Annotated in this window: 20 protein-coding genes; 13 read left to right on the forward strand and 7 right to left on the reverse strand. The window is 56.8% G+C overall.

Annotated elements, in window-relative coordinates:
* Positions 1-169 precede the first annotated feature (169 nt).
* The 3 genes from ACYCZJ_RS06435 to ACYCZJ_RS06445 are packed head-to-tail and all read left to right on the forward strand — an operon-like array spanning position 170 to position 3,463.
* Positions 170-1,876 carry a glycoside hydrolase gene (locus tag ACYCZJ_RS06435; protein WP_461553399.1) on the forward strand — a complete coding sequence of 569 codons (1,707 nt, stop codon included), beginning with the start codon at positions 170-172 and terminating at the stop codon, positions 1,874-1,876.
* A 19-nt stretch (positions 1,877-1,895) separates the two neighbouring features.
* Positions 1,896-2,948, forward strand: a complete 1,053-nt coding sequence (locus tag ACYCZJ_RS06440) for an alpha-amylase/4-alpha-glucanotransferase domain-containing protein (protein WP_461553400.1) — start codon at positions 1,896-1,898, stop codon at positions 2,946-2,948.
* A gap of 23 nt (positions 2,949-2,971) precedes the next feature.
* Positions 2,972-3,463 (forward strand): FKBP-type peptidyl-prolyl cis-trans isomerase, encoded by a 492-nt coding sequence (locus tag ACYCZJ_RS06445; protein ID WP_461553401.1) that lies wholly within the window; start codon positions 2,972-2,974, stop codon positions 3,461-3,463.
* Between the two features lie 109 nt (positions 3,464-3,572).
* On the opposite strand, the gene ACYCZJ_RS06450 is transcribed toward ACYCZJ_RS06445, so the two are convergent.
* From ACYCZJ_RS06450 to ACYCZJ_RS06480, 7 genes are all read right to left on the reverse strand, one after another.
* Complete coding sequence (locus ACYCZJ_RS06450) at positions 3,573-4,097, reverse strand: SCP2 sterol-binding domain-containing protein (RefSeq protein WP_461553402.1); 525 nt, start codon at positions 4,095-4,097, stop codon at positions 3,573-3,575.
* Positions 4,098-4,172: 75 nt separating this feature from the next.
* Positions 4,173-4,337, reverse strand: coding sequence for a hypothetical protein (locus ACYCZJ_RS06455; protein WP_461553403.1), 165 nt, complete (start codon positions 4,335-4,337; stop codon positions 4,173-4,175).
* Between the two features lie 8 nt (positions 4,338-4,345).
* The gene (gene tal / locus ACYCZJ_RS06460) at positions 4,346-5,422 is read right to left on the reverse strand and encodes a transaldolase (RefSeq protein ID WP_461553404.1); all 1,077 of its coding nucleotides are present in this window, start codon (positions 5,420-5,422) and stop codon (positions 4,346-4,348) included.
* A 55-nt stretch (positions 5,423-5,477) separates the two neighbouring features.
* Positions 5,478-6,164 (reverse strand): hypothetical protein, encoded by a 687-nt coding sequence (locus ACYCZJ_RS06465; RefSeq protein ID WP_461553405.1) that lies wholly within the window; start codon positions 6,162-6,164, stop codon positions 5,478-5,480.
* Positions 6,161-7,108, reverse strand: coding sequence for an MlaD family protein (locus ACYCZJ_RS06470; RefSeq protein WP_461553406.1), 948 nt, complete (start codon positions 7,106-7,108; stop codon positions 6,161-6,163). Before ACYCZJ_RS06470 ends, ACYCZJ_RS06465 begins: the two co-directional genes overlap by 4 nt.
* Positions 7,105-7,482: a hypothetical protein gene (locus ACYCZJ_RS06475; protein WP_461553407.1), complete on the reverse strand. Its 378-nt coding sequence runs from the start codon at positions 7,480-7,482 to the stop codon at positions 7,105-7,107. Before ACYCZJ_RS06475 ends, ACYCZJ_RS06470 begins: the two co-directional genes overlap by 4 nt.
* Positions 7,483-7,559: 77 nt before the next feature.
* On the reverse strand, positions 7,560-8,354 hold the full coding sequence (locus ACYCZJ_RS06480) for an MlaE family ABC transporter permease (RefSeq protein WP_461553408.1): 795 nt from the start codon (positions 8,352-8,354) through the stop codon (positions 7,560-7,562).
* Between the two features lie 97 nt (positions 8,355-8,451).
* Here ACYCZJ_RS06480 and ACYCZJ_RS06485 point away from each other — a divergent pair, with 97 nt between their 5' ends.
* From ACYCZJ_RS06485 to ACYCZJ_RS06530, 10 genes are all read left to right on the forward strand, one after another.
* Entirely contained in the window at positions 8,452-9,000 is a 549-nt protein-coding gene (locus tag ACYCZJ_RS06485; RefSeq protein ID WP_461553409.1) for an SH3 domain-containing protein, read from the forward strand.
* On the forward strand, positions 9,000-9,893 hold the full coding sequence (locus ACYCZJ_RS06490) for a M48 family metalloprotease (RefSeq protein WP_461553410.1): 894 nt from the start codon (positions 9,000-9,002) through the stop codon (positions 9,891-9,893). The genes ACYCZJ_RS06485 and ACYCZJ_RS06490 overlap by 1 nt, the downstream gene beginning before the upstream one ends.
* 9 nt (positions 9,894-9,902) lie before the next feature.
* Complete coding sequence (locus ACYCZJ_RS06495) at positions 9,903-12,107, forward strand: CHASE2 domain-containing protein (RefSeq protein WP_461553411.1); 2,205 nt, start codon at positions 9,903-9,905, stop codon at positions 12,105-12,107.
* A gap of 13 nt (positions 12,108-12,120) precedes the next feature.
* Positions 12,121-12,885 carry a 3',5'-cyclic-nucleotide phosphodiesterase gene (locus ACYCZJ_RS06500; RefSeq protein ID WP_461553412.1) on the forward strand — a complete coding sequence of 255 codons (765 nt, stop codon included), beginning with the start codon at positions 12,121-12,123 and terminating at the stop codon, positions 12,883-12,885.
* A 175-nt stretch (positions 12,886-13,060) separates the two neighbouring features.
* Positions 13,061-13,342, forward strand: a complete 282-nt coding sequence (locus tag ACYCZJ_RS06505; RefSeq protein ID WP_461553413.1) for a metal-sensing transcriptional repressor — start codon at positions 13,061-13,063, stop codon at positions 13,340-13,342.
* A gap of 121 nt (positions 13,343-13,463) precedes the next feature.
* On the forward strand, positions 13,464-13,814 hold the full coding sequence (locus tag ACYCZJ_RS06510; RefSeq protein WP_461553414.1) for a hypothetical protein: 351 nt from the start codon (positions 13,464-13,466) through the stop codon (positions 13,812-13,814).
* 168 nt (positions 13,815-13,982) lie between these two features.
* Complete coding sequence (locus ACYCZJ_RS06515) at positions 13,983-15,095, forward strand: efflux RND transporter periplasmic adaptor subunit (protein ID WP_461553415.1); 1,113 nt, start codon at positions 13,983-13,985, stop codon at positions 15,093-15,095.
* The gene (locus ACYCZJ_RS06520) at positions 15,095-18,178 is read left to right on the forward strand and encodes an efflux RND transporter permease subunit (protein WP_461553416.1); all 3,084 of its coding nucleotides are present in this window, start codon (positions 15,095-15,097) and stop codon (positions 18,176-18,178) included. The genes ACYCZJ_RS06515 and ACYCZJ_RS06520 overlap by 1 nt, the downstream gene beginning before the upstream one ends.
* Positions 18,171-18,473 carry a DUF3240 family protein gene (locus tag ACYCZJ_RS06525; RefSeq protein WP_461553417.1) on the forward strand — a complete coding sequence of 101 codons (303 nt, stop codon included), beginning with the start codon at positions 18,171-18,173 and terminating at the stop codon, positions 18,471-18,473. Before ACYCZJ_RS06520 ends, ACYCZJ_RS06525 begins: the two co-directional genes overlap by 8 nt.
* A complete protein-coding gene (locus tag ACYCZJ_RS06530) occupies positions 18,470-19,711 on the forward strand; it encodes a TolC family protein (protein ID WP_461553418.1) in 1,242 nt (413 codons plus the stop codon). Before ACYCZJ_RS06525 ends, ACYCZJ_RS06530 begins: the two co-directional genes overlap by 4 nt.
* The last annotated feature ends 29 nt before the right edge of the window (positions 19,712-19,740 follow it).

Here is a 19,740-nt window from a genome sequence, read left to right on the forward strand (position 1 = left end):
AGGGCGAAGAACGCCAAAAGCAGTGAGGAAAATTGCATTTCCTGAGCATTTCACATTGTCGTTTGAAAATTTGAAGCGGAGCCGTCTGCTGCTGCGCGGCAGGCGGGGTTGTTCAGAGCATCCCTAGGGTGATTTATTTTTTGAGTGATGAATTTTTCAGGGTTAATTGATGGCCACACGTTGTCTTGATCTCATCCTGTGCTGGCATTTTCACCAGCCGGATTACCGCGATTATGCCACTGGCGAGTACCGCCTGCCGTGGACCTATCTACACGCCATCAAGGATTACAGCGACATGGCAGCGCATCTCGAGGCGCACCCGAAAATGCGCGTGACGTGTAATTTTGTGCCGGTACTACTTGACCAGCTGGAGGACTACGCCAGTCAGTTCAGGGAAAACAAACCACGCGATCCACTACTGGCTTTGCTGATCGAATCCGATCTGGAGCACATTACGCAGGCGCAGCGCGATTTGATTCTGGAGTATTGTTTTCGCTGCAATCATTTAACCATGGTACGGCCTTACCCGGCCTATCAACAGCTGTCCGAATTGTTCCAGCTGGCTGAGCGACAGGGGAACGATGCGCTGAACTATCTTTCAGGACAATATCTTGCCGATCTGGTGACCTGGTATCACCTGGTCTGGATGGGCGAGACAGTGCGACGCAGCTATCCATGGTTACTGGATATGTTGAAAAATGGGCGTGGATTCACCCTGGCAGACCGCCGCAGAGTGTATCAACTGGTTGGTGAGGTGATTTCCGGCCTGATTCCACGTTACAGCAAGCTCGCTGCATCAGGTCAGATGGAAATATCCAGTACACCTCATTACCACCCGATTGCGCCGGTTCTGATGGATTTTTCTACGGCCCGCGAAGCCTGGCCGAAATGTGAATTGCCGGTTGAACCGATTTATCCCGGCGGGGAGCTGCGCGTACGGCGTCATCTCGATTCCGCACTGGCCAGTCATAAGGCGCGCTTTGGTACGCACCCCCGTGGCATCTGGCCAGCTGAGGGCGGAATATCGACGGCATTGCTTGGGGTGTTCGATGAAGCCGGGATGATGTGGAGTGCGAGCGGTGAAGCTGTGCTTGCCAATAGTCTGCATGCGGCTTCGGTCCCGGATGCCGAGCAGCGCCAGCTGCGTTATCGCCCATACCGCGTGGCTGCGCACAAGACCCTGTGTTTCTTTCGCGACGACAAATTGTCGGACATGATCGGTTTTGAATTTTCCAAGTGGCATGCCAATGATGCTGTCAGCCATTTTGTCGCCGAACTGGAAACTATTTTGCAGCAGACGCCCGAGAATGAGACACCGGTCGTCAGTGTTATCCTGGATGGAGAAAATGCCTGGGAATACTATCCCTATAACGGTTATTTTTTCCTTGATGAACTTTACTCTGCGCTGGAAAATCATCCAGACATTCATCCTCACAGCTTTTCCAGCTATCTGGACGAGCGTGCCACCCATCCTCACCCCGCGCAACTTGGCGAGTTGCCAGGCCTGGTAGCGGGCAGTTGGGTATATGGCACCTTTTCGACCTGGATAGGCGAGCCGGAAAAAAATCAGGCATGGGATCTGCTGACACGCGCCAAGCAGCAGTATGACCTGATCATGGCCGGCGATACGTTGAATGATGAGGAAAAAACGGCCGCAGAAGCACAGCTGTGCGACTGCGAGAGTTCCGACTGGTTCTGGTGGTTTGGCAGTTATAACCCGCGTCACAGCGTAGAGAGCTTTGATCGCCTGTATCGTGCCAATCTGGTTCAGCTCTATCACCTGCTCAAGTTGCCTGCGCCGGAAGCATTGAGTATTCCTGTCAGCCACGGCGGCGGCGAAGCGGAGGCGGGTGGAACCATGCGCCGGGTAACCTGATCCAGACGAAACGACCATTATGCAGATAAACTCGACGGTTTTTTTCACCGAGGAGGATGACCGCCGTCTGGATCTGTACCCTATTTCAGAAGCGTTGCGGTATCGGCTGCCATTCTCGCCTGCGCATGAAGCCCAGGCCAACGATGCCTGCTGGCATGGTCTGTTTGGCGGTCTGTACCTGCCGCATCCGCGTCGTGCCGTGTACAACGCGATCGTCGAACTCGAACAGTTGCTGGGTATTGCCGCCCCACGCCTGGCAGCATTGCGTGTGGATATGGATATGGATGGCAACGACGAGTTATTCCTGCACAATGCCAGCCTGCAGGCAGTAGTGCGACTGGATGGCAGCGCCAGTGTGATCGAACTGGATGCTTACCGTCTGCATCACAATTTTGGCGATACGCTGCGCCGTCAGCCAGAGCATTACCACCATAAAACCCTGGCCAATGATGCCGGAGCAGTGCATCAGGGTGAGGGCATCAGCTCGGCGCATGACCGCGTCAGTTTCAAACACATCGTGACGCAGGACGATCTGGCCTACGATCAGACCGGCCGTAGCCTGTTCAGGGATACGTTACATGCCGATGGGGGCGTAGTTGGGCTGGATTACGTGCTGCAGGAAGGCACAGGCGATATACTGGACTTTGTTGCCGAGACCAGCGCAGGCGCACTACACAAACGTATTGCCTTGCGGAAGGGAAAGCTTCAAGTGATTTACACCTTTCCGCAGGGTTTGCAGGGGCAGTTCATCACGGAAATCAATCTGGCCATGCCCAGTTGTGATGGGCCGGCGGGCCGCTTTGTACTTGGGGATCAAATAGTCGGGGGATTCGGCCAGCCCCTGATCGTGGAGGCGACGGATCAAATCAGGCTGGAAGATGAAGTGCTGGGAGGCAGTGTAGCGCTGAATGCGAACCAGTCCGTCAGATTGGCTTCGCATCCCCTGTTTACGGTATCGCAATCCGAAGCCGGATTTGAGAAAATCATGCAGGCTGTGACGCTGCAACTGGGCTGGCAACTCCCGGCAGGTGAAAATCAGTTGGAGCTCAATCTGATCATCAAGCCTGTTTGATTACCCTATAACCGGAGTCGTGAATGCTTAAAAAAACAATTGAAAAGAACAAGGTGGTGTACCTGACCTACAGTATTATTGACCAGAATGGAGCGGTGTTTGAACAGTACGATGTGCCCATCGGTTATGTGCATGGCGCGAATAACGGATTGTTCGAGAAAATCGAAGTAACACTGACGGGACATGAGGCAGGCGAGCGCGTGGAAGTCGTACTGCCGCCTGCCGATGGTTTCGGACAGCATCAGCCGGAGCTGACTTATACGGATAGTATTGATAACGTCCCCCCCCAGTTTCGTCACGTTGGCGCTGCCGTCAGTTTTGAAAATGATATTGGCGAGAGCAAGGAATTCCACGTGACCAAAATCGAGGACGGCAAACTCACCGTGGATGGAAACCATCCACTGGCCGGCCAAACCGTGCGCTTTGTTGTCAATATAGTGGATATACGCGATGCAACCGCGGAGGAAATTGCCAACGGCAGACCGGAAGACGCCAGCGCGCCCAGATTGCATTAAGAAAACATAGGCACGCTGGGATTTTTGAGTCACAGCGGCAGTGTTTCGTTAATCCCCGCGACCACAAAAAAAAGCCCAGCTGGGAGGGCGCTTTCTGCGGGTATGAATATTATTCCGGGCAGCCGGTGGTCGCCGAAGGCACTGTTCCGATCAGTTTCAGAAAGCTGCCCAACGGGCCAAGTATGCCAATAGTCTCCATGCGTGGGCCCGATAATTTGAGGCGGCCGAACAACATGGCTTTCATTGGGCCGTAGTCGCCAGCGCCCATTTCAACCCAACGTTGAGTTGTTGCGTGCATCAGATAATCTACCGAGAAGTCGGGTTTTGCAGTTTCCAGTTTGCCGCCGTAAATGCATTTGGCATTGTCATCCTTGTCGGCAATGCGTATTTCCACCGGAGGACTGCTTTCACAATCGGTGCGATACATCTGGATGACTTTGTAGCCTTGGTCATGATCATTTTTGATCCATTTTCCGGCCAAGCCGGTGGTCAGGCTGGCGTCCTTGTTCCATGCTTCACAGGTCTGCGCAGCCCATTCTGCTGACATCAATACCTGTGCTGCATATACTTGGCCTGCAAGCATGGACAAACCGAAACCGGTTAGGGTAACGAGGCGCTTGAATCCAGCATGCATGTGTCATTCCCCGAAGTTTAAAATCATTTGAATCCATCGTGTCCGACAGGCACCGAAGGCAAAAACTTACCTGCTTCAATCCCGGCTGTCAATTTGATCCGGGCCGCAATATCCGGCCTTCAACACGGTATTTTTCAGGTCGTGGTTACCTTGTTTGGTTTGACCGAAATTGTACCGGTCCGGTTCAAAACTGCTTGCGTGCAGCAGAAAACAATCCGGTGATACTTCATTGGTGGTCACACGCTACCTCAACTGGATGCAAGCACCTTGTCAAAGGCGTCAGAAAACAGTTTCAATCCATCGGTCTGCAAAGTATCACCGACAGCATTTAGATCAATGCCGATTTTTTCCAAAGCAATATACTCGGCCTCGACGGCGGCTATGTCATCATTCAGCGTCACCTCGACATAGCCGTGATCGCGAAACGCCGTAAGGGTGGCATCAGGTACGGTGTTGATGGTTTCGGTACCGATCAGGGCTTCCAGATATTTTACGTCGGAATAGGCCGGATTTTTGGTTCCGGTGCTTGCCCACAACAGATACTGAGGCCGAGCCCCCGCCTGTGCCAGTTCCGCAAACATGGCGCCATGAAAAATATCCAGGTAACGTTGATACGCGAGTTTGGCGGTCACCACTGCAGCACACCCGCTCAGGGCTTGCGCTGCATCGCTGTCAATTGAGGAAAGACGTTGATCCACCAGCGTATCCACGCGTGATAAAAACAGGCTGGCAACCGCTTTCACGCTACGCACATCATTACCCTGTGCCAGGCGCTGTTTGAGGCCGCGAATGTACGCCTCAAACACACGTACCGTCTGGCGTAGCGAAAACAGCAGCGTGATGTTGATGCTGACACCTGCGCTAACCAGTTGCTCAAACGCGATTAGTCCAGCCGCTGTGCCGGGTATCTTGATCAACAGGTTGGGGCGGTTTACTGCGGCGCGCAGGCGCTGTGCGGCAGCAATCGTGGCAGCGCTGTCATGTGCCAGTTGCGGGGAGACTTCCAGGCTGACATAACCGTCGTCACCCTGGGTACGTTGAAACGTGGACAAAAGCAGATCGCAGGCTGCCTGGATGTCGGGAATGACCAGCGCCTCATAGCGTTTTTCTGCATCCGCTTCACTGCTTTTAAGACGCGACAGATCATCATGATAGTAGGGGCTGTCGGCCAATGCTTTCTGGAATATGCTGGGATTGGAGGTCACGCCGGAGATGCCGTCATTGTCGATGAGTTGTTGCAATCCGCCTTCACGCAGCAAGGTGCGCGAGAGATTGTCCAGCCAGATAGACTGACCTGATTGATTGAGTTTGCGCAGTGGGTTCATGGCCTGATTCTCCAAAGAATTGGAATGCTCTTCGACTCAATATAGCCTGTGGTATTTACTTTGGTGTGACTGCAGGTTGGGCAGCAGGTTGCATGGATTCCTCCACCAGCCGGATGCGCGCTGCTATGGCCGCCAGTGTGGCCGGATCGCCGCCTTGTTTTTCCTGCAAGCCGAGATAGGTCAGGAGCGGACGCCGCCAGCCTTGCTTCGAAGCGGTATCAATGGCTCCCTGCAAGGTGGCTGTGTCGAATTGCGCGCGCCTGATCATGATTCCGCTGGCGACAAGACGGGAAACGGGATCCTCAATAGCGGTGATGCTGCGATTGATGCTGACCTGCGGCTGGCCTTCACTCGCGATCAGCGAGACATACTGGGCAGGCAGCAATTGGGCATCAATGCCTTTCCAGTCGCCGCTGATAAAACGTGCATAAGCATGGTCAGCCGGGGTGGTGTTGATCGCTGCGAGTTCGGTATAGCCAGTGCATGGCGTAAAATCCAGGGCGGCTACATGCAGGCCGCAGCGCAGGAGTTCGATATGCCCGACGGCCGCGACCTCACCGGTTGCGGCAACCGCGCTACGCGCTTGATGGAAGCTGGTCTCGGCCAATCTTACGTCACCTGCGAGGTAGTGTTGCGTATACCGTTCGGCCGCAGATTGCGCATCGTATTGCCAGTCGGGCGCAGACTGGCCGGCACAGGCACTGAGCAAGCCGCTCAAAATCAGGATAAAAATGATTTTCATGGCAGTTTCACCGTGCCGGGTTTAGAGGAGGGCAGGATGCGGTTGATTTTGGTGATGAGCTGATTGGCTTTGCTCACCGCCTCATCCACTTGTCCGCGCAGTTGCACCAGATCATTGGTGCCGTCTTTCAGATTGGCGGTCAGGCCGTTGACGTTGACCAGAATGGCATCCAGTTTGGCCACGCTCGTGTGCAGGTCGTCCAGCATGGCCTTGATCTGTGCCAGCGACTGGTCAGCCTTGTCGGCCATGCCACCCTGGGAGAATGCCCAGGTGTCCAGTTTGTTCGATATGGTATCCAGCCTGGTCGTTAGTCTTTGAACATTGGTGAGTGAGTCCATCAGCACCTGGGCATTTTTTTCGCTACCCAGTAAACCCTGGGCAATGCCGTATTTTCCCGACATCTGGGTGGTAATGGTTTTGACGTTGACCAGCGCAGTATCAATTTCGCCATTCTTGCGTGTGATGTAAGCCAGATTTTTACTGACGCCGCCAAGTTGATCAAGGATGCCATTGACCTTGGCCACCAGTGCCGGTACATCCAGCGGTGGGTTGAGTATGAGCGGCACACTCGCGTTACTAACGAGTTCAGGATCATCCAGGCTCGACGTATCAAGACGTATCACGGCGGCACCCACCAGTGGCTTATCCAGTGTGAATTGACTGGTGTTACGTATCCAGCGGTGCTCGCGTTCGGGTACGGTGATCGCCACCATCGCCAGACCGCGATCGCTGAGCGACACTTCGGTTACCCTGCCCACTGCAATGCCGCGATAGACGATGGGTGTGCCTGGCGCGATACCGGTCGCATCGGCGGAGATGAGGGTGAAATTGGCTTCGCGTTCAAAGGTGCCACGCGAATACAGGAGATAGAGCAACGCAGCCGCGCTCACAATGGAAAAAATGACCAGGAACAGGCCGGTTTTGAATTGTATGGATGTATTCATATCGAGCCCGGATACAAGGGTTTATTCCAATCGTAATCGAGTATCTGATAGTCGGGAAGCCTATCAGCCAACTTGTCCAGCATGGCGGCCATTAAGTGCGGGTAGGGCGCATCCGGCAGCAGCTCGGCAGGCCTGTCTATGACCAGCAAGGGCCGTGCAAGCATGATGGCACGCACTGTTTTGACAGCAAAGCGCTGCGTGGGGGTCAGGTCTTCATCGCGTTTCAGGGCAATATCAGCATGACCGCATTGATCCAGGAGTTGCTGAGCTTCAGCGCTGGCCTGCGCCCATGTATGGTTGAGATGAAACTGCTTGATTAGCGCAATGTTCTCCAGCGCGGTCAAATTCACCCGCAATGGCAAGTCCGGTGACACCAGCGCACAAGCATCGCCCTGTTCACCCAGCAGTGTTGCCAGTTGGGTGGCGCGTGCAGGCTCGTTGGCGCACCAATTTATATGTATTTGAAAGCTAATGATGCGACCTCGATCAGAACGATGGCAAAGAATACCCGCATCATGCCCTTGAGTACGGCTACCGGTACCAGAAACAGGCGCTTGGGAATTTCCAGTCCGGTTTTGATCGGAATCAGCGTCACGCTTAATCCGAACAGCATGGTCTTGAGTACCAGCCAGCCCAGCAACGGTAAGGTCAATAACTGGCCGATGGCCCGCGCATAGGCAGGAAAATTAGCCGGTTCCAGACCATACATCACGAAAAAGGTGACGCCGAATGCGGTCAGCACCGACAGGCCAGTGAGTGCAAGTACAGATAGCACGCCGCCCACCACGCGTGGCATGAATTCATAACGGACAGGATCAATATGTGCATGTTCGAACGATGCCAGTTCGTTGTTGACATGCATCAGCGCGATCTCGGTATTGATTGCCGCCCCGGAGCGCAGGGCGACAAACAACACCGATAGGAACGGTAGCAATTCCATCACCAAGAAACCGACAATCAGACCGGGCACATACTCCGATAATCCGAAATTGCGGGCTACCGTTACCATGATCTGGATAATCACGGTACTGATGACCAGCGAATAGGCAATGTATATGGGCAGTGCCTGAACAGCCGTAAAGTAAATCTGTTTGACAATAATCCAGCGCGTGGCGCTGTCATAAGTCCGCGGATTGAGTGTCACCACCAGCAATTTCCAGCCGAAATCAGCCAGCCCGACAGCGGAGCGCAGGCGGGTGATCGCGGCATTGCCAATGGTTTCGATCCAGGTGACCAGCATGTTCATTGTCTGGAATAATTATTGAACAGGGAAAGTAGGTGGTGCAAGGTTACCATGCGCAAGTATGCCGGGATGAGGTTAGAATGTTCTACAACAGGAGATCATGAAGATGAAAATCAGACAGGCAAAATGGCTATTGCTGGTCGGCACGCTATTTACCTCGCTGGCATTTGCGGCATCCAGTGGCGTACTGATCAAGAACGAAACACTCTATGCCAAACCCGCCGTGCGCAGTGCCACGGTTGGCAAAATAACACGTGGAACCCCGGTTACCGTGGTAACACGCCAGGGTGGCTGGGTGGAAGTGAGCAGCGGACGCACGCGCGGCTGGGTGCGCATGTTCTCGGTACGCAGCCGCGTCGGTGGCGGCGGTAATGCAGCATCTGAACTGGCCGGCCTGGCACAGGTCGGGCAGCGTCGTCCCGGTAACGTTGTCGCTACAGCAGGTGTACGAGGACTCAATGAAGAAGACCTCAAGACGGCCAAATACAATGCGCGCGGCATTCAGGAACTCGCATCCTACGCAGTTTCAGCAGGGGCAGCGCGTCAATTTGCAGGCAACGCCGGGCTTGTCCGTCAACCCGTCACATTGCTGCCGGATCCATCCGGGTCTAACGACACAAGCAGTAAAAACTCCTGGGAGGTGCAGTAATGAAAAAAACCATTTTGATTATTGCGGTTGGCGCCCTGTTCGCTAGCAGTGTTGTACAGGCAGCCAATTGGCAGGATTTGTTGAAAGATGAGCTGAACAAGCAAATTGCACCACAACAAACCGAGCCCAAGCAGACAAATCCGGCGGATGCCGGTGCGCAAGACAACACGGTCACGACAGTGTTGGGCGCCTTCTCGAAAACCTCCACCGAGGACGAAATTCGTATCGGGCGTCAGATTTCCGGCGATTTGCTGGGGGCCGCACCGCTGGTGCCGGATCCCAAGCTGCAGCGTTATGTCAATGAGGTGGGGCGCTGGGTTGCGTTGCAAAGTGATCGTCCGGACCTGCCCTGGCATTTCGGGGTGATAGATACGGCCGACATCAATGCTTTTGCTGCCCCCGGCGGGTATGTGTTCGTCACCAAGGGTCTGTATCAAAAGCTCAACAGCGAAGCTGAGCTGGCCGGTGTGCTTGCGCACGAAATCAGTCACGTGGTGCACCGCGACCACCTTAAAATTCTGCAAAAAACCCAGTTGCTCAACCTCGGTGCGCAATACCTCGGCAAACAGGCAAATGATCAGGCTGCGGTGCAGAAGCTGATAGGTAGCGGTGCCGAAATCGTGGCGCGCGGACTCGATAAAAATGCCGAGTTTGCTGCCGATCGTATGGGCGTCGTGCTGGCTGCCCGCGCCGGATATGATCCCTACGGCTTGCCTGCCGTACTCGAAGAGATCGGGCATAGCTCACCGAACGATAACCGCGTTGCGCTGCTGTTCAAAACCCATCCGGCGCCTGCCGAGCGTTTATCCAGGCTGGGTGATGCGATCGGCACCCATTTTGATGGCCTTACCGCAGGCAAGGAACTCAAAGACCGCTTCTACCGGATTCGTTAACGAGTCTGGATGCAGTTCGCCAAGCTTAAACGTGCCTTTCCGCGCATCGTAGTTAGCCTGCTGATTACCTTGTTGCTGGTGCTCGCCATTCAGGGTAGCGTGCGGCTCGGTTTTCTAGATCGTCTTGAAGCCTGGGCCTACGATACCCGTCTCCAGCTCACCATGCCGCACACGGTTGATCCACGTGTGGTGATTGTGAACATCGATGAGAAAAGCCTGAAACAGATCGGACGCTGGCCGTGGGGGCGCGACAAACTGGCTGAGCTGACGACGCGTTTGTTCGAGCACTATAGTGTCGCTGCGGTGGGGTACGACGTGGTATTCGCCGAACCGGATACCAGCTCGGGCTTGCCCGCGCTGGAAAAGCTTTCCGCGACACGCTTCAAGCATGACCAAAGCTTTGCCCATGCGCTCAAAAATGCCCGCCCGTTGCTGGATTATGATGGCCGCTTTGCAGCGTCGCTGCATTCCGGCCCGACCGTGCTGGGCTACTATTTCACACCGTATCCGGGGACGTCGGGAGTACTGCCAAAACCGGCATTTGCACCGGGCGCAATGGCAGGGCAGGACAAGGGCTTTATCAATAATCAGGGGTATGGCGGTAATCTGTCTGCCTTGCAGGCAAACGCGGCGGGCGCCGGTTTTTTCAACATGCTGGCGGATTTCGATGGCGTCACCCGGCGTATGTTGATGTTGCAGAAATATCAGGGCGCGGATTACGAAGCGCTTTCGCTGGCTACCCTGCTGACCGCGTTCGGCTCACCGCTGAGTTATGAGCGCGTCGCCGATGCCGGCTCGCACTACACCCATCTGGCATTGGTTGCCGATGGCTTGCGTGTACCGGTGGACAGTCAGGCGGCAGTATATGTGCCGTATCGTGCTTACCCCGGCTATCGTTATTATTCAGCGGCTGACATATTGGCGCAGCGCATTCCGGCCGGTGAGCTGGAAAATGCCATTGTGCTAGTGGGCACCACTGCGCCCGGCCTGCTTGATCTGCGCGTCACGCCGGTAGCACGCAGTTACCCCGGTGTGGAAATCCATGCCAATCTGATTTCCGGCATTCTCGATGACACCATCCGTTATACGCCGGGCTATGCGCGGGATCTGACCATGGCGATACTGGGTGTGCTGGGTGTATTGCTGGCGCTGATATTGCCGCGCCTGACCCCGTTACGCGGCGCGATCTTGTCGCTGATACTGGCCGGACTGATGGTGGCAGGTAATTACTGGGCATGGCAGCACAGGCTGGTATTGCCGCTGGCTGCACCGCTGGTGCTGATACTGGGCTTGATGCTGCTCAATATGGCGTGGGGGTTTTTCTCCGAAACCCGTGCCAGACGCCAGATTACCGGCCTGTTTGGCCAATACGTGCCCCCCGACCTGGTGGAAGAAATGAGCCAGGATCCGTCGCGCTTCAATATGCATTCCGAAAGCAAGGAACTTTCCATCCTGTTCTCGGATGTACGCGGTTTTACCACCATTTCCGAGACGCTTGCGCCGCAACAGCTATCTGATTTACTGAACGAATTCCTCGGCGCCATGACCCAGGTGATTCATCAGCGTATGGGGACCATCGATAAATACATGGGCGACTGCATCATGGCATTCTGGGGCGCGCCCATGGATAACCCCAATCATGCCCGCGATGCAGTATTGGCGGGAATGGAAATGCAGGCTGCATTGACCGAGCTGAACAAAACCTTTGCCGCCAAAGGCTGGCCGGAACTGCACGTGGGGGTCGGTATCAATACCGGCCGGGTCAGCGTGGGTAATATGGGTTCCAAATTCCGTATCGCGTATACCGTGATGGGCGATGTAGTCAATCTCGCATCGCGTCTGGAAGGCATCACCAAGTTTTATATGGCGCCGGTGGTGGTAGGCGAAGGTACGCGCGCTGCGCTGCCTGACATGGAATTCATCGAACTAGACCTGGTGCGTGTCAAAGGCAAAGAGCTACCGGTCGCCATCTTCCAGCCGCTGGGTCTGCAAGGCGAGGTGGACGCTGCCACACTTGCCGCCGCGCAACGCTTCGCCGGCGCGCTGGCCGCATACCGCGCCCAGCGCTGGGACGAGGCGGAAACGCTCCTGAGTGCGCTGCAAGCTGAAACGCCTTCGAAACTCTACACCCTGTATATTGAACGCCTCACCCACCTGCGCGACAATCCACCCGGCGAGGATTGGGACGGTGTATGGATCTACGAATCGAAATGAAAGACAGGACACATTGAAAGTCACCATCCTCGGTTGCAGCGGCGGCATTGGCGGCGCTCGGCACACCACCGCGCTGCTGGTGGATGACGACATTCTGATCGACGCCGGTAGTGGCGCGACTAAACTTTCATTGGAACAGCTCGCCGCGATTGATCATGTATTCATCACCCATACCCATCTGGATCACATCCTGGCATTGCCGCTGATGCTCGACTCGGTGGGAGCGATGCGCGACCGCCCGGTGACGGTATACGCCATTGATAGCGTGATCGAGATCCTGCGCCAGGATATTTTCAACTGGCGCATCTGGCCGGATTTCACTGAATTGCCGGAGGGGCAACCCTACTTGCGTTACCAGGCGGTCGAAGTCTATCAGCCAACCCGTTTAGGCAAGCGCAGCATCACCGCGCTGCCTGCCAGCCACACCGTTCCGGCAGTCGGCTACCAGCTCGACAGCGGCGCGGCCAGCCTGGTGTTCAGCGGTGACACCGGCCCTAACCCGGCATTATGGGATTGGGTTAACCGCATCGAAAACCTGTGCACGGTTATCATCGAAACCGCTTTCCCGCAGGACGAACACAGCGTTGCCGTCGCATCCAGGCATCTTTCCCCCGTGTTGCTGGCAGCCGAACTGGCGCAACTCAAGCGGCCTGCGCAAGTCTATATTACGCATCTCAAACCCGGGCGCGAACAGGTCATCATGGAAGAAATCGCCCAGTGCGCCGGCAATGACCATCAGCCCCGTGTACTGGAGGAAGGCCATGTTTTCGAGCTGTAATCAGAATCGGAGCGCGAGTTACTGTAAAACCAACGCATTGGCTGAGCGGGTTGCAATAACATCCGGGCCTCTCTATTGTTAATCAGCATCCCGGTAATGAATCTATTATTTGGCTTTATCCAGTGCTGTCAGTACCTGTTGACACATCCTCTCCAGGAGGATAGGATAAATCAGTATGAGTGAGCATCATAATATCCACCAAGCCCAGCCAGAGATCGTTAAGCGTTTAAAACGTGCAGAAGGACACCTTCGGACAATCATCGCCATGCTTGAAGAACAGCGCCCCTGCCTCGATGTCGCGCAGCAATTGCACGCGGTCGAGAAGGCGGTAAGTGCCGCCAAAAAAGTGCTGATTCACGATCATATCGATCATTGCCTTGAGCACGTAGTTGGCGTATCTTCCGGTGAGGGACGTTCGGCCATTGATGAGTTTAAGGAAATTACCAAATATCTATGAAATTGGCCATGTACTCCGCAATCTCCTGATCTGGCTCGGCTGTACCCAATATTGGTATGAGGAAATGATAAAGTCATAAAATGAAATGAGTAGGCTATTCACAAAATATCTCGCGCTTGCAATGCTCGTCATTTTCATGACGAATATGGGCGTATGGAGTTTTCATTCGAACTGGCTTGCGCATGAACTTGAACACAGCGGCACGCTCGAACTGACGACGGCATCGGTCGACCATACCGATGTGCACGAGATCGGCGCATTGGCCGATGACGATGAGAAATCAACCGGCGCCATGGAGCATCAGTTGATGCACGCTGTCGACCATCTGCAGCTTTTACACGGTGCGGTCATTGACGGGATTTTTTCATTCCTGCCCAGTGCCGTCCGCTATCATTTCACCTCCTTCGATGTGGCGCTTGCGACATTCGAAGCGCCATTCCGTCCCCCCTCGCACTACCCTTCCTTAAGCTAGCCGCACGTCTGAGCGTTGGGCACAGGCGAGTCTGTGCCTGGAATTTCGTCCGTGGAGTAAGGATGCGCATCCTTTTGCGCACCTTCATGGGCCAGTTCCGACTATCCGTTTCCATGCCGTTCCGGCGCATATTTTTTGCGTTGCCGGGTTATTCAGGATGAATGAAATATGAAAAATAGCGATTTTGTCTCGCACCTGTGTCTCGCTGTTGTGCTTGCATTTGGCCCGGTTGCAGGGGCAGCTGAACGGCAAGCCAAATTTTCTGTTACCGACAAACAAATGCAGACGCTGGCTATCCGGGTCATGCCCTTGCAGAGCCAGGCAGCACCGGTCATGTTGAGTTTGCCGGCGCAAGTCGTGGTGCCGCCAGGTCGCGAGCAAGTCGTTAGCGCGCCCCTCGCCGGTTTGGCGGTCCAGCTGTTTGTGCAACAAAATCAGGTGGTGAAGCGAGGCGCACCGCTGTTGCGGCTGGTCAGCCCGGAATTGGGGCAGTTGCAATTACAGTTAATGCAAACCGCCACCCGCGCCACACTGGCGCGCCAGGCCGCGCAGCGCGAACGCGCCTTGTTCGACGAAGGCATCATTCCCCGGCGGCGCGTACAGGAAACGCATGCAGCATTGCAGGAAAGCGAAGCGGCGCTACGCCAGGCCAAGGCGGCGTTACGCCTGGCCGACATGTCAACAGCGGCGATTAACCGGATTGCCGCCGGCAAGCTGGAGGACAGCCTGACATTGCGCGCGGCGCAGGCAGGCACCGTCACCAGTATCGACGTCAAGCCCGGTCAGCGGGTGGAAGCGAGTACCGCGCTATTACGTCTGGCTCAGACCGATATCTTGTGGCTCGATATCCAGGCGCCGGTTGCCGACGCCGCCAACTGGCAGCCGGGCGCCAGACTGAAAATCCAGGGGCGCGATAGTGCGGCACGTATCGTCAGCGTCGGTTCAAGCGTGTCGGCCGGCAGCCAGACCGTTGCGCTGCGCGCCGTGGTTGAAACGGGCGCAAAGGGTCTGCGTGCCGGTGAATTCGTTAGCGTCGAATTGCCATCAGCCAGCACCTCGGAAGGATGGGATATCCCGCTGTCGGCGGTCGCTCATGACGGCAACCAGGCTTATGTATTCGTCCGCAGCCCAGATAGCTTTGAAGCCCGTCCCGTTAAGGTGATAGCCAGTGCCGGCCAGCGCGTACGCATACAGGGCGCCCTCAAGGCCGGAGAAAATATCGCTGTGAGCGGCGTAGTCGCGCTCAAGGGTGCCTGGCTCGACGAGAAGGGAGGCAACTGATGCTTTCCCGTCTCGTTCAATTCTCCTTGTCGCAGCGCCTGTTCATCCTGCTGGCGACGCTGATTGTCGCTGGTGCGGGATGGATGGCCTACCTCGGATTGCCGATTGACGCGTTCCCCGATGTGTCGAGCACCCAGGTCAAAATTATCATGAAGGCTCCCGGCATGACGCCGGAGGAAGTCGAAAGCCGTATCGCGGTGCCGATCGAAGTGGAAATGCTCGGCATCCCGAAAACCAAAATCCTACGCTCGATCACGAAGTACGGCCTGGTTGATGTAACCATCGACTTCGAGGACGGCACCGACCGCTATTGGGCGCGCCAGCAAGTCAGCGAACGCCTGGGCGGGCTGACGGGGAGTCTGCCGGCCGGTATCACGGGCGGTATGGCGCCGATCACGACGCCGCTCGGGGAAATGTTTATGTTCACCGTCGAAGGCGAAGGGTTGTCTCTGGCAGAACGGCGCAGCCTGCTTGATTGGGTCATCCGACCGGCACTGCGCACCGTGCCCGGCGTCGCCGACGTGAATGCGCTGGGTGGCGTCGTTCGCGCCTTCGAGGTCGTGCCCGATTTGCTCAAAATGGCTGCCAGCGGCGTGAATATGGCGCAGCTCAAGGAGGCGATTGAAGCCAACAATCGCAACGACGGCGCAGGACGGCTCGGCGAAGGCGACGAAGTGCTGCTGGTACGCAGCGAAGGCAGCATCAAGAGCCTAGACGACCTGCGTGCAATCGTGGTGACGATAAAGGACGGCTCGCCAGTCCGACTGGGCAATTTGGCCGAGGTCAAGATCGGCACCGTCACGCGCTACGGTGTGGTGACGCAAAACGGCAAGGGCGAAGCCGTCCAGGGGCTGGTGTTGGGATTGGCCGGCGCCAACGCGAAACAGGTGGTCGAAGGGGTGCGCAAGAAGCTGGAAGAGCTGCAACCGACGCTACCCAAAGGCGTGCAGATCAAGACGTTCTACGATCGCGCCTCCCTCGTCAGCAAGGCGGTCAGTGCGGTCTCGTCCGCGCTGCTTGAAGCGACCGTCTTGGTCGTCGTGTTGCTGGTGTTGTTCCTGGGTAATCTCCGGGCGGCATTGACGGTCGCTCTGGTATTGCCGCTGGCAGCACTGATTACTTTCATTTTAATGCGCAGCTTCGGCATGTCGGCGAACCTGATGAGTCTGGGCGGCCTGGCGATCGCGATCGGCATGCTGGTCGATGCCGCCGTGGTGGTGGTCGAAAACATCGTGCAGCGGCTGGCGACCGACCCTACCGCCGGCAAGCTGCCACGGCTGCATACGATTTATCGCGCGGTGCGCGAAGTGGCGGTGCCGGTGACGTCGGGGATTTTGATCATCATTACCGTGTTCCTGCCATTGCTTACCTTGCAGGGGCTGGAAGGTAAATTCTTCGTGCCGGTGGCGCTCACTATCGTGTTCGCGCTGGCCGGGTCTCTGGTATTGTCGCTGACGGTCATTCCTGTGCTGGCGTCGTACCTGCTGCGCGAGGTCAAGCATGAAGACCCGTGGCTACCGCGCAAGCTGCTGGCGCTCTACGAGCCGGCGCTTGCCTGGGGCCTGCGTCGGCAGCGCGTCGTCGCCGCGGTGGCGGTGGCGATGCTGCTGGCGGCTGGCGTGATCTACACTCAGGTCGGTAAAACCTTTATGCCGACCATGGACGAAGGCGACCTGATCGTCGGCATCGAGAAACTGCCCTCGGTCAGCCTGGAACAGAGTGCCGCGCTTGATCTGAAGATTCAACAAGCCATCATGCAGGCCATCCCGGAAGTGCATGGCATCGTTGCCCGTGCCGGCTCCGATGAAATCGGCCTCGACCCGATGGGCCTCAACCAGACCGACACCTATTTGTTGTTGAAGCCGAAAGGCGAATGGCGCATGAAGAGCAAGGAAGCGCTGATGGACGAAGTGCGCAAGGTGCTCGACCCCATGCCCGGCATCAAGTACAGCTTCACACAGCCGATCGAAATGCGGGTATCCGAAATGATCATCGGCGTGCGCGGCGACCTGGCGGTCAAGATCTTCGGTCCCGACCTCGGCAAGCTCAATGAGTATGCAAGCCAGGTTGAAGCGCTCCTCAAGACGGTTCCCGGCAATCAGGACGTTTACACCGTCCAGAACGACGGCGTGCAGTATCTGCGGGTGACTGTGGATCGCTTGCAGGCCGGACGTCTGGGCCTGAGCGTCGAGGAAATCCAGGACGCGCTGCGCACGCAGATCGAGGGTCAGCGGGCCGGCATCGTGATCGAGGGCAACCGGCGCACGCCGATCGTATTGCGCGGCGCTGAGGCGGTTCGCATGTCGCCAGCCGAGTTTGGCGCCATGCGGATCACGACCAAGGACGGCAGCACGGTCCCATTGACCAGTGTCGCAAAACTGGAGCGTGCCGCAGGTCCTGTCAAGATCGATCGGGAAATGGGTAGCCGCTATAGCGTGGTCATCGCCAACGTCGGCGGCCGGGATCTGGTCGGTTTCGTCGAAGATGCCAGGGCGCTCGTTGCGCAGAAGCTGCCCCTGCCCACCGGCTACCGTATCACCTGGGGTGGACAGTTCGAGAACCAGCAGCGCGCGGCGGCACGTTTGACGGTGGTGGTGCCGGTCGCACTCGGGCTGATCTTCGTATTACTGTTTGCGACCTTCGGTTCGGTGCGCCAGGCGCTGCTGATCCTCAGCAATGTCCCGTTCGCGCTGGTCGGCGGCATTGTCGCGCTGTGGGTCACCGGTGAATATCTGTCGGTACCGGCGTCGGTCGGCTTCATCGCGCTGCTGGGGATCGCGGTACTGAACGGGGTCGTGCTGGTCAGCTATTTCAATCAATTGCAAAGCGAAGGAATGAAATTGGCCGAGGTCGTCGTTCAAGGGGCGAAACGACGCTTGCGACCGGTGATGATGACTGCGGCGATTACCGCGTTTGGCCTGATCCCGCTGCTGTTCGCGACCGGGCCGGGTTCCGAGATTCAGCGGCCGCTCGCCATCGTGGTAATCGGGGGTTTGATTACTGCCACGGCGCTCACGTTGATGTTGCTCCCCATTCTGTATTTACGCTTCGCATTTTCGAAACGAGAGGTTCCCCATGTCTGAACTTTGTTTAACCCTGCTGTGTCCGCCAGAAGCCGAAGAAAGATTGCTCGATCTGCTGCTGATGCTGCCCAATACGACGGTCTTCACCAGCACACCTACCGCCGCGCACGGCCTGACCCACGAGAATATGGATCAAACCGAACAGGTGTTGGGCCGCGCGCGCGCCACCGAGGTGGAAGTCATCTTTGCTGTAGCCGACAAAGCGGCGCTGCTCGAAGCCATTCGCCAGCAATTTGCCGGCGCAGGCCTGCGTTATTGGGTGACGACGGTCGTCGAAGCGGGAGAGATCGCATGATGATTCGATTGCTCCTGATCGGCCTGTTGACCGTCTCTGGTACCACGCAGGCGGTGCAGCCTGTGAATCCGCCAGGACTCTTGCCAACCGAAATTGCACGCCCGCTGCTCGAACAGGACCCCGGCGTTGCCGCCGCGCGCGCCGGCTTGGAAGTGGCACTGCAAGAGGCGGGCATCCTCGATAAATCGCCGTATGAATGGACCACACGCGTCTTGAGTCAGCAGCGGAGATTGGAAAACGGCCCCCGCTATAACGAATGGAACGCGGGCATAGAGCGGACGATCCGGTTGCCCGGCAAAGCCGCAGCCGATCGCAACCTCGGCAAGGCAACCGTCGAAGAGTCCCAGGCGCGCTATGGCGAGGCACTGCACGAATCGGCGCGTGAACTGATGGCATTGTGGGTGGACTGGCTGGCGACGGAACGTGCCCGCGAGCTGGCCGAGAACAGTCTTCAGTCGACACAGGCCAGCCTTGCAGCCGTGGAAAAGCGCGCCCGCGCCGGCGACGCCTCGAAATTGGACGTGAACATCGCCCGCGCCGAACTGGCCGAGCAAAGGCGTATGGACAATGATGCGAAGACGCAGGCTTCCGCCGCTTGGTCGCGTCTATCCACGCGCTTTCCCGGGGTGAAGCGTCAGGTCACGGCCTTGCCCATCCCATTGCCGATCGGGGAGGACGCGGCGTCTTGGCGCGACCGCATCCTGGAGCAAAGCGATGAGTTCAAGGTCGCCAAAGCGCAAATGCAGAAGGCTCAGGCTCATGCAGAACGGGCGCGTGCGGACAAGATCCCCGATCCGACGCTCGGGGTCTATACGGCCTCGGAGATCGGTGGTCGGGAACGCTTTTCCGGGGTCATGATCAGCATTCCGATCCCAGGGGGTATACGTGACTTGCGCAGTGCCAAGGCGGTTGCTGCGGTAGAGGTTTCACGCCAGGAAGTCGAACTAAAGAAGCGCCAGCTTGAGACCGGGATCGCGAGCGCGGTCATGACTGCGCGAGGCGCCTATGACAGCCTGCTAATCGCCAACGAAGGCGCGGCGGCTATGCAAGAGAACGCCGGTCTGATGCAGCGGGCTTATGCGCTCGGTGAAGCAGAGCTGCAAGCTTTGCTGCTGGCACGTCGCCAGGCGACCGCTGCGATGAACAACGCGCTGCAAGCGCAAGTCACGGCGCTGAAGGCTTACTACGGCTTACTCGTCGACGCGCATCTCATTTGGGATTTGGAACACGACGACTAAACATTATACGGATACATCAAAAGGAGAGG

This window comes from Sulfuriferula sp. (assembly GCF_054605375.1).

Bases quoted from the DNA above. Each gene is read 5' to 3' on its own strand.
- ACYCZJ_RS06470 (WP_461553406.1), bottom strand. From the start codon at position 7,108: ATGAATACATCCATACAATTCAAAACCGGCCTGTTCCTGGTCATTTTT.
- ACYCZJ_RS06480 (WP_461553408.1), bottom strand. From the start codon at position 8,354: ATGAACATGCTGGTCACCTGGATCGAAACCATTGGCAATGCCGCGATC.
- ACYCZJ_RS06515 (WP_461553415.1), top strand. From the start codon at position 13,983: ATGAAAAATAGCGATTTTGTCTCGCACCTGTGTCTCGCTGTTGTGCTT.
- ACYCZJ_RS06450 (WP_461553402.1), bottom strand. From the start codon at position 4,097: ATGCATGCTGGATTCAAGCGCCTCGTTACCCTAACCGGTTTCGGTTTG.
- ACYCZJ_RS06510 (WP_461553414.1), top strand. From the start codon at position 13,464: ATGCTCGTCATTTTCATGACGAATATGGGCGTATGGAGTTTTCATTCG.
- ACYCZJ_RS06525 (WP_461553417.1), top strand. From the start codon at position 18,171: ATGTCTGAACTTTGTTTAACCCTGCTGTGTCCGCCAGAAGCCGAAGAA.
- ACYCZJ_RS06495 (WP_461553411.1), top strand. From the start codon at position 9,903: ATGCAGTTCGCCAAGCTTAAACGTGCCTTTCCGCGCATCGTAGTTAGC.
- ACYCZJ_RS06445 (WP_461553401.1), top strand. From the start codon at position 2,972: ATGCTTAAAAAAACAATTGAAAAGAACAAGGTGGTGTACCTGACCTAC.
- ACYCZJ_RS06505 (WP_461553413.1), top strand. From the start codon at position 13,061: ATGAGTGAGCATCATAATATCCACCAAGCCCAGCCAGAGATCGTTAAG.
- ACYCZJ_RS06440 (WP_461553400.1), top strand. From the start codon at position 1,896: ATGCAGATAAACTCGACGGTTTTTTTCACCGAGGAGGATGACCGCCGT.
- tal (WP_461553404.1), bottom strand. From the start codon at position 5,422: ATGAACCCACTGCGCAAACTCAATCAATCAGGTCAGTCTATCTGGCTG.
- ACYCZJ_RS06490 (WP_461553410.1), top strand. From the start codon at position 9,000: ATGAAAAAAACCATTTTGATTATTGCGGTTGGCGCCCTGTTCGCTAGC.
- ACYCZJ_RS06520 (WP_461553416.1), top strand. From the start codon at position 15,095: ATGCTTTCCCGTCTCGTTCAATTCTCCTTGTCGCAGCGCCTGTTCATC.
- ACYCZJ_RS06465 (WP_461553405.1), bottom strand. From the start codon at position 6,164: ATGAAAATCATTTTTATCCTGATTTTGAGCGGCTTGCTCAGTGCCTGT.
- ACYCZJ_RS06435 (WP_461553399.1), top strand. From the start codon at position 170: ATGGCCACACGTTGTCTTGATCTCATCCTGTGCTGGCATTTTCACCAG.
- ACYCZJ_RS06530 (WP_461553418.1), top strand. From the start codon at position 18,470: ATGATGATTCGATTGCTCCTGATCGGCCTGTTGACCGTCTCTGGTACC.
- ACYCZJ_RS06485 (WP_461553409.1), top strand. From the start codon at position 8,452: ATGAAGATGAAAATCAGACAGGCAAAATGGCTATTGCTGGTCGGCACG.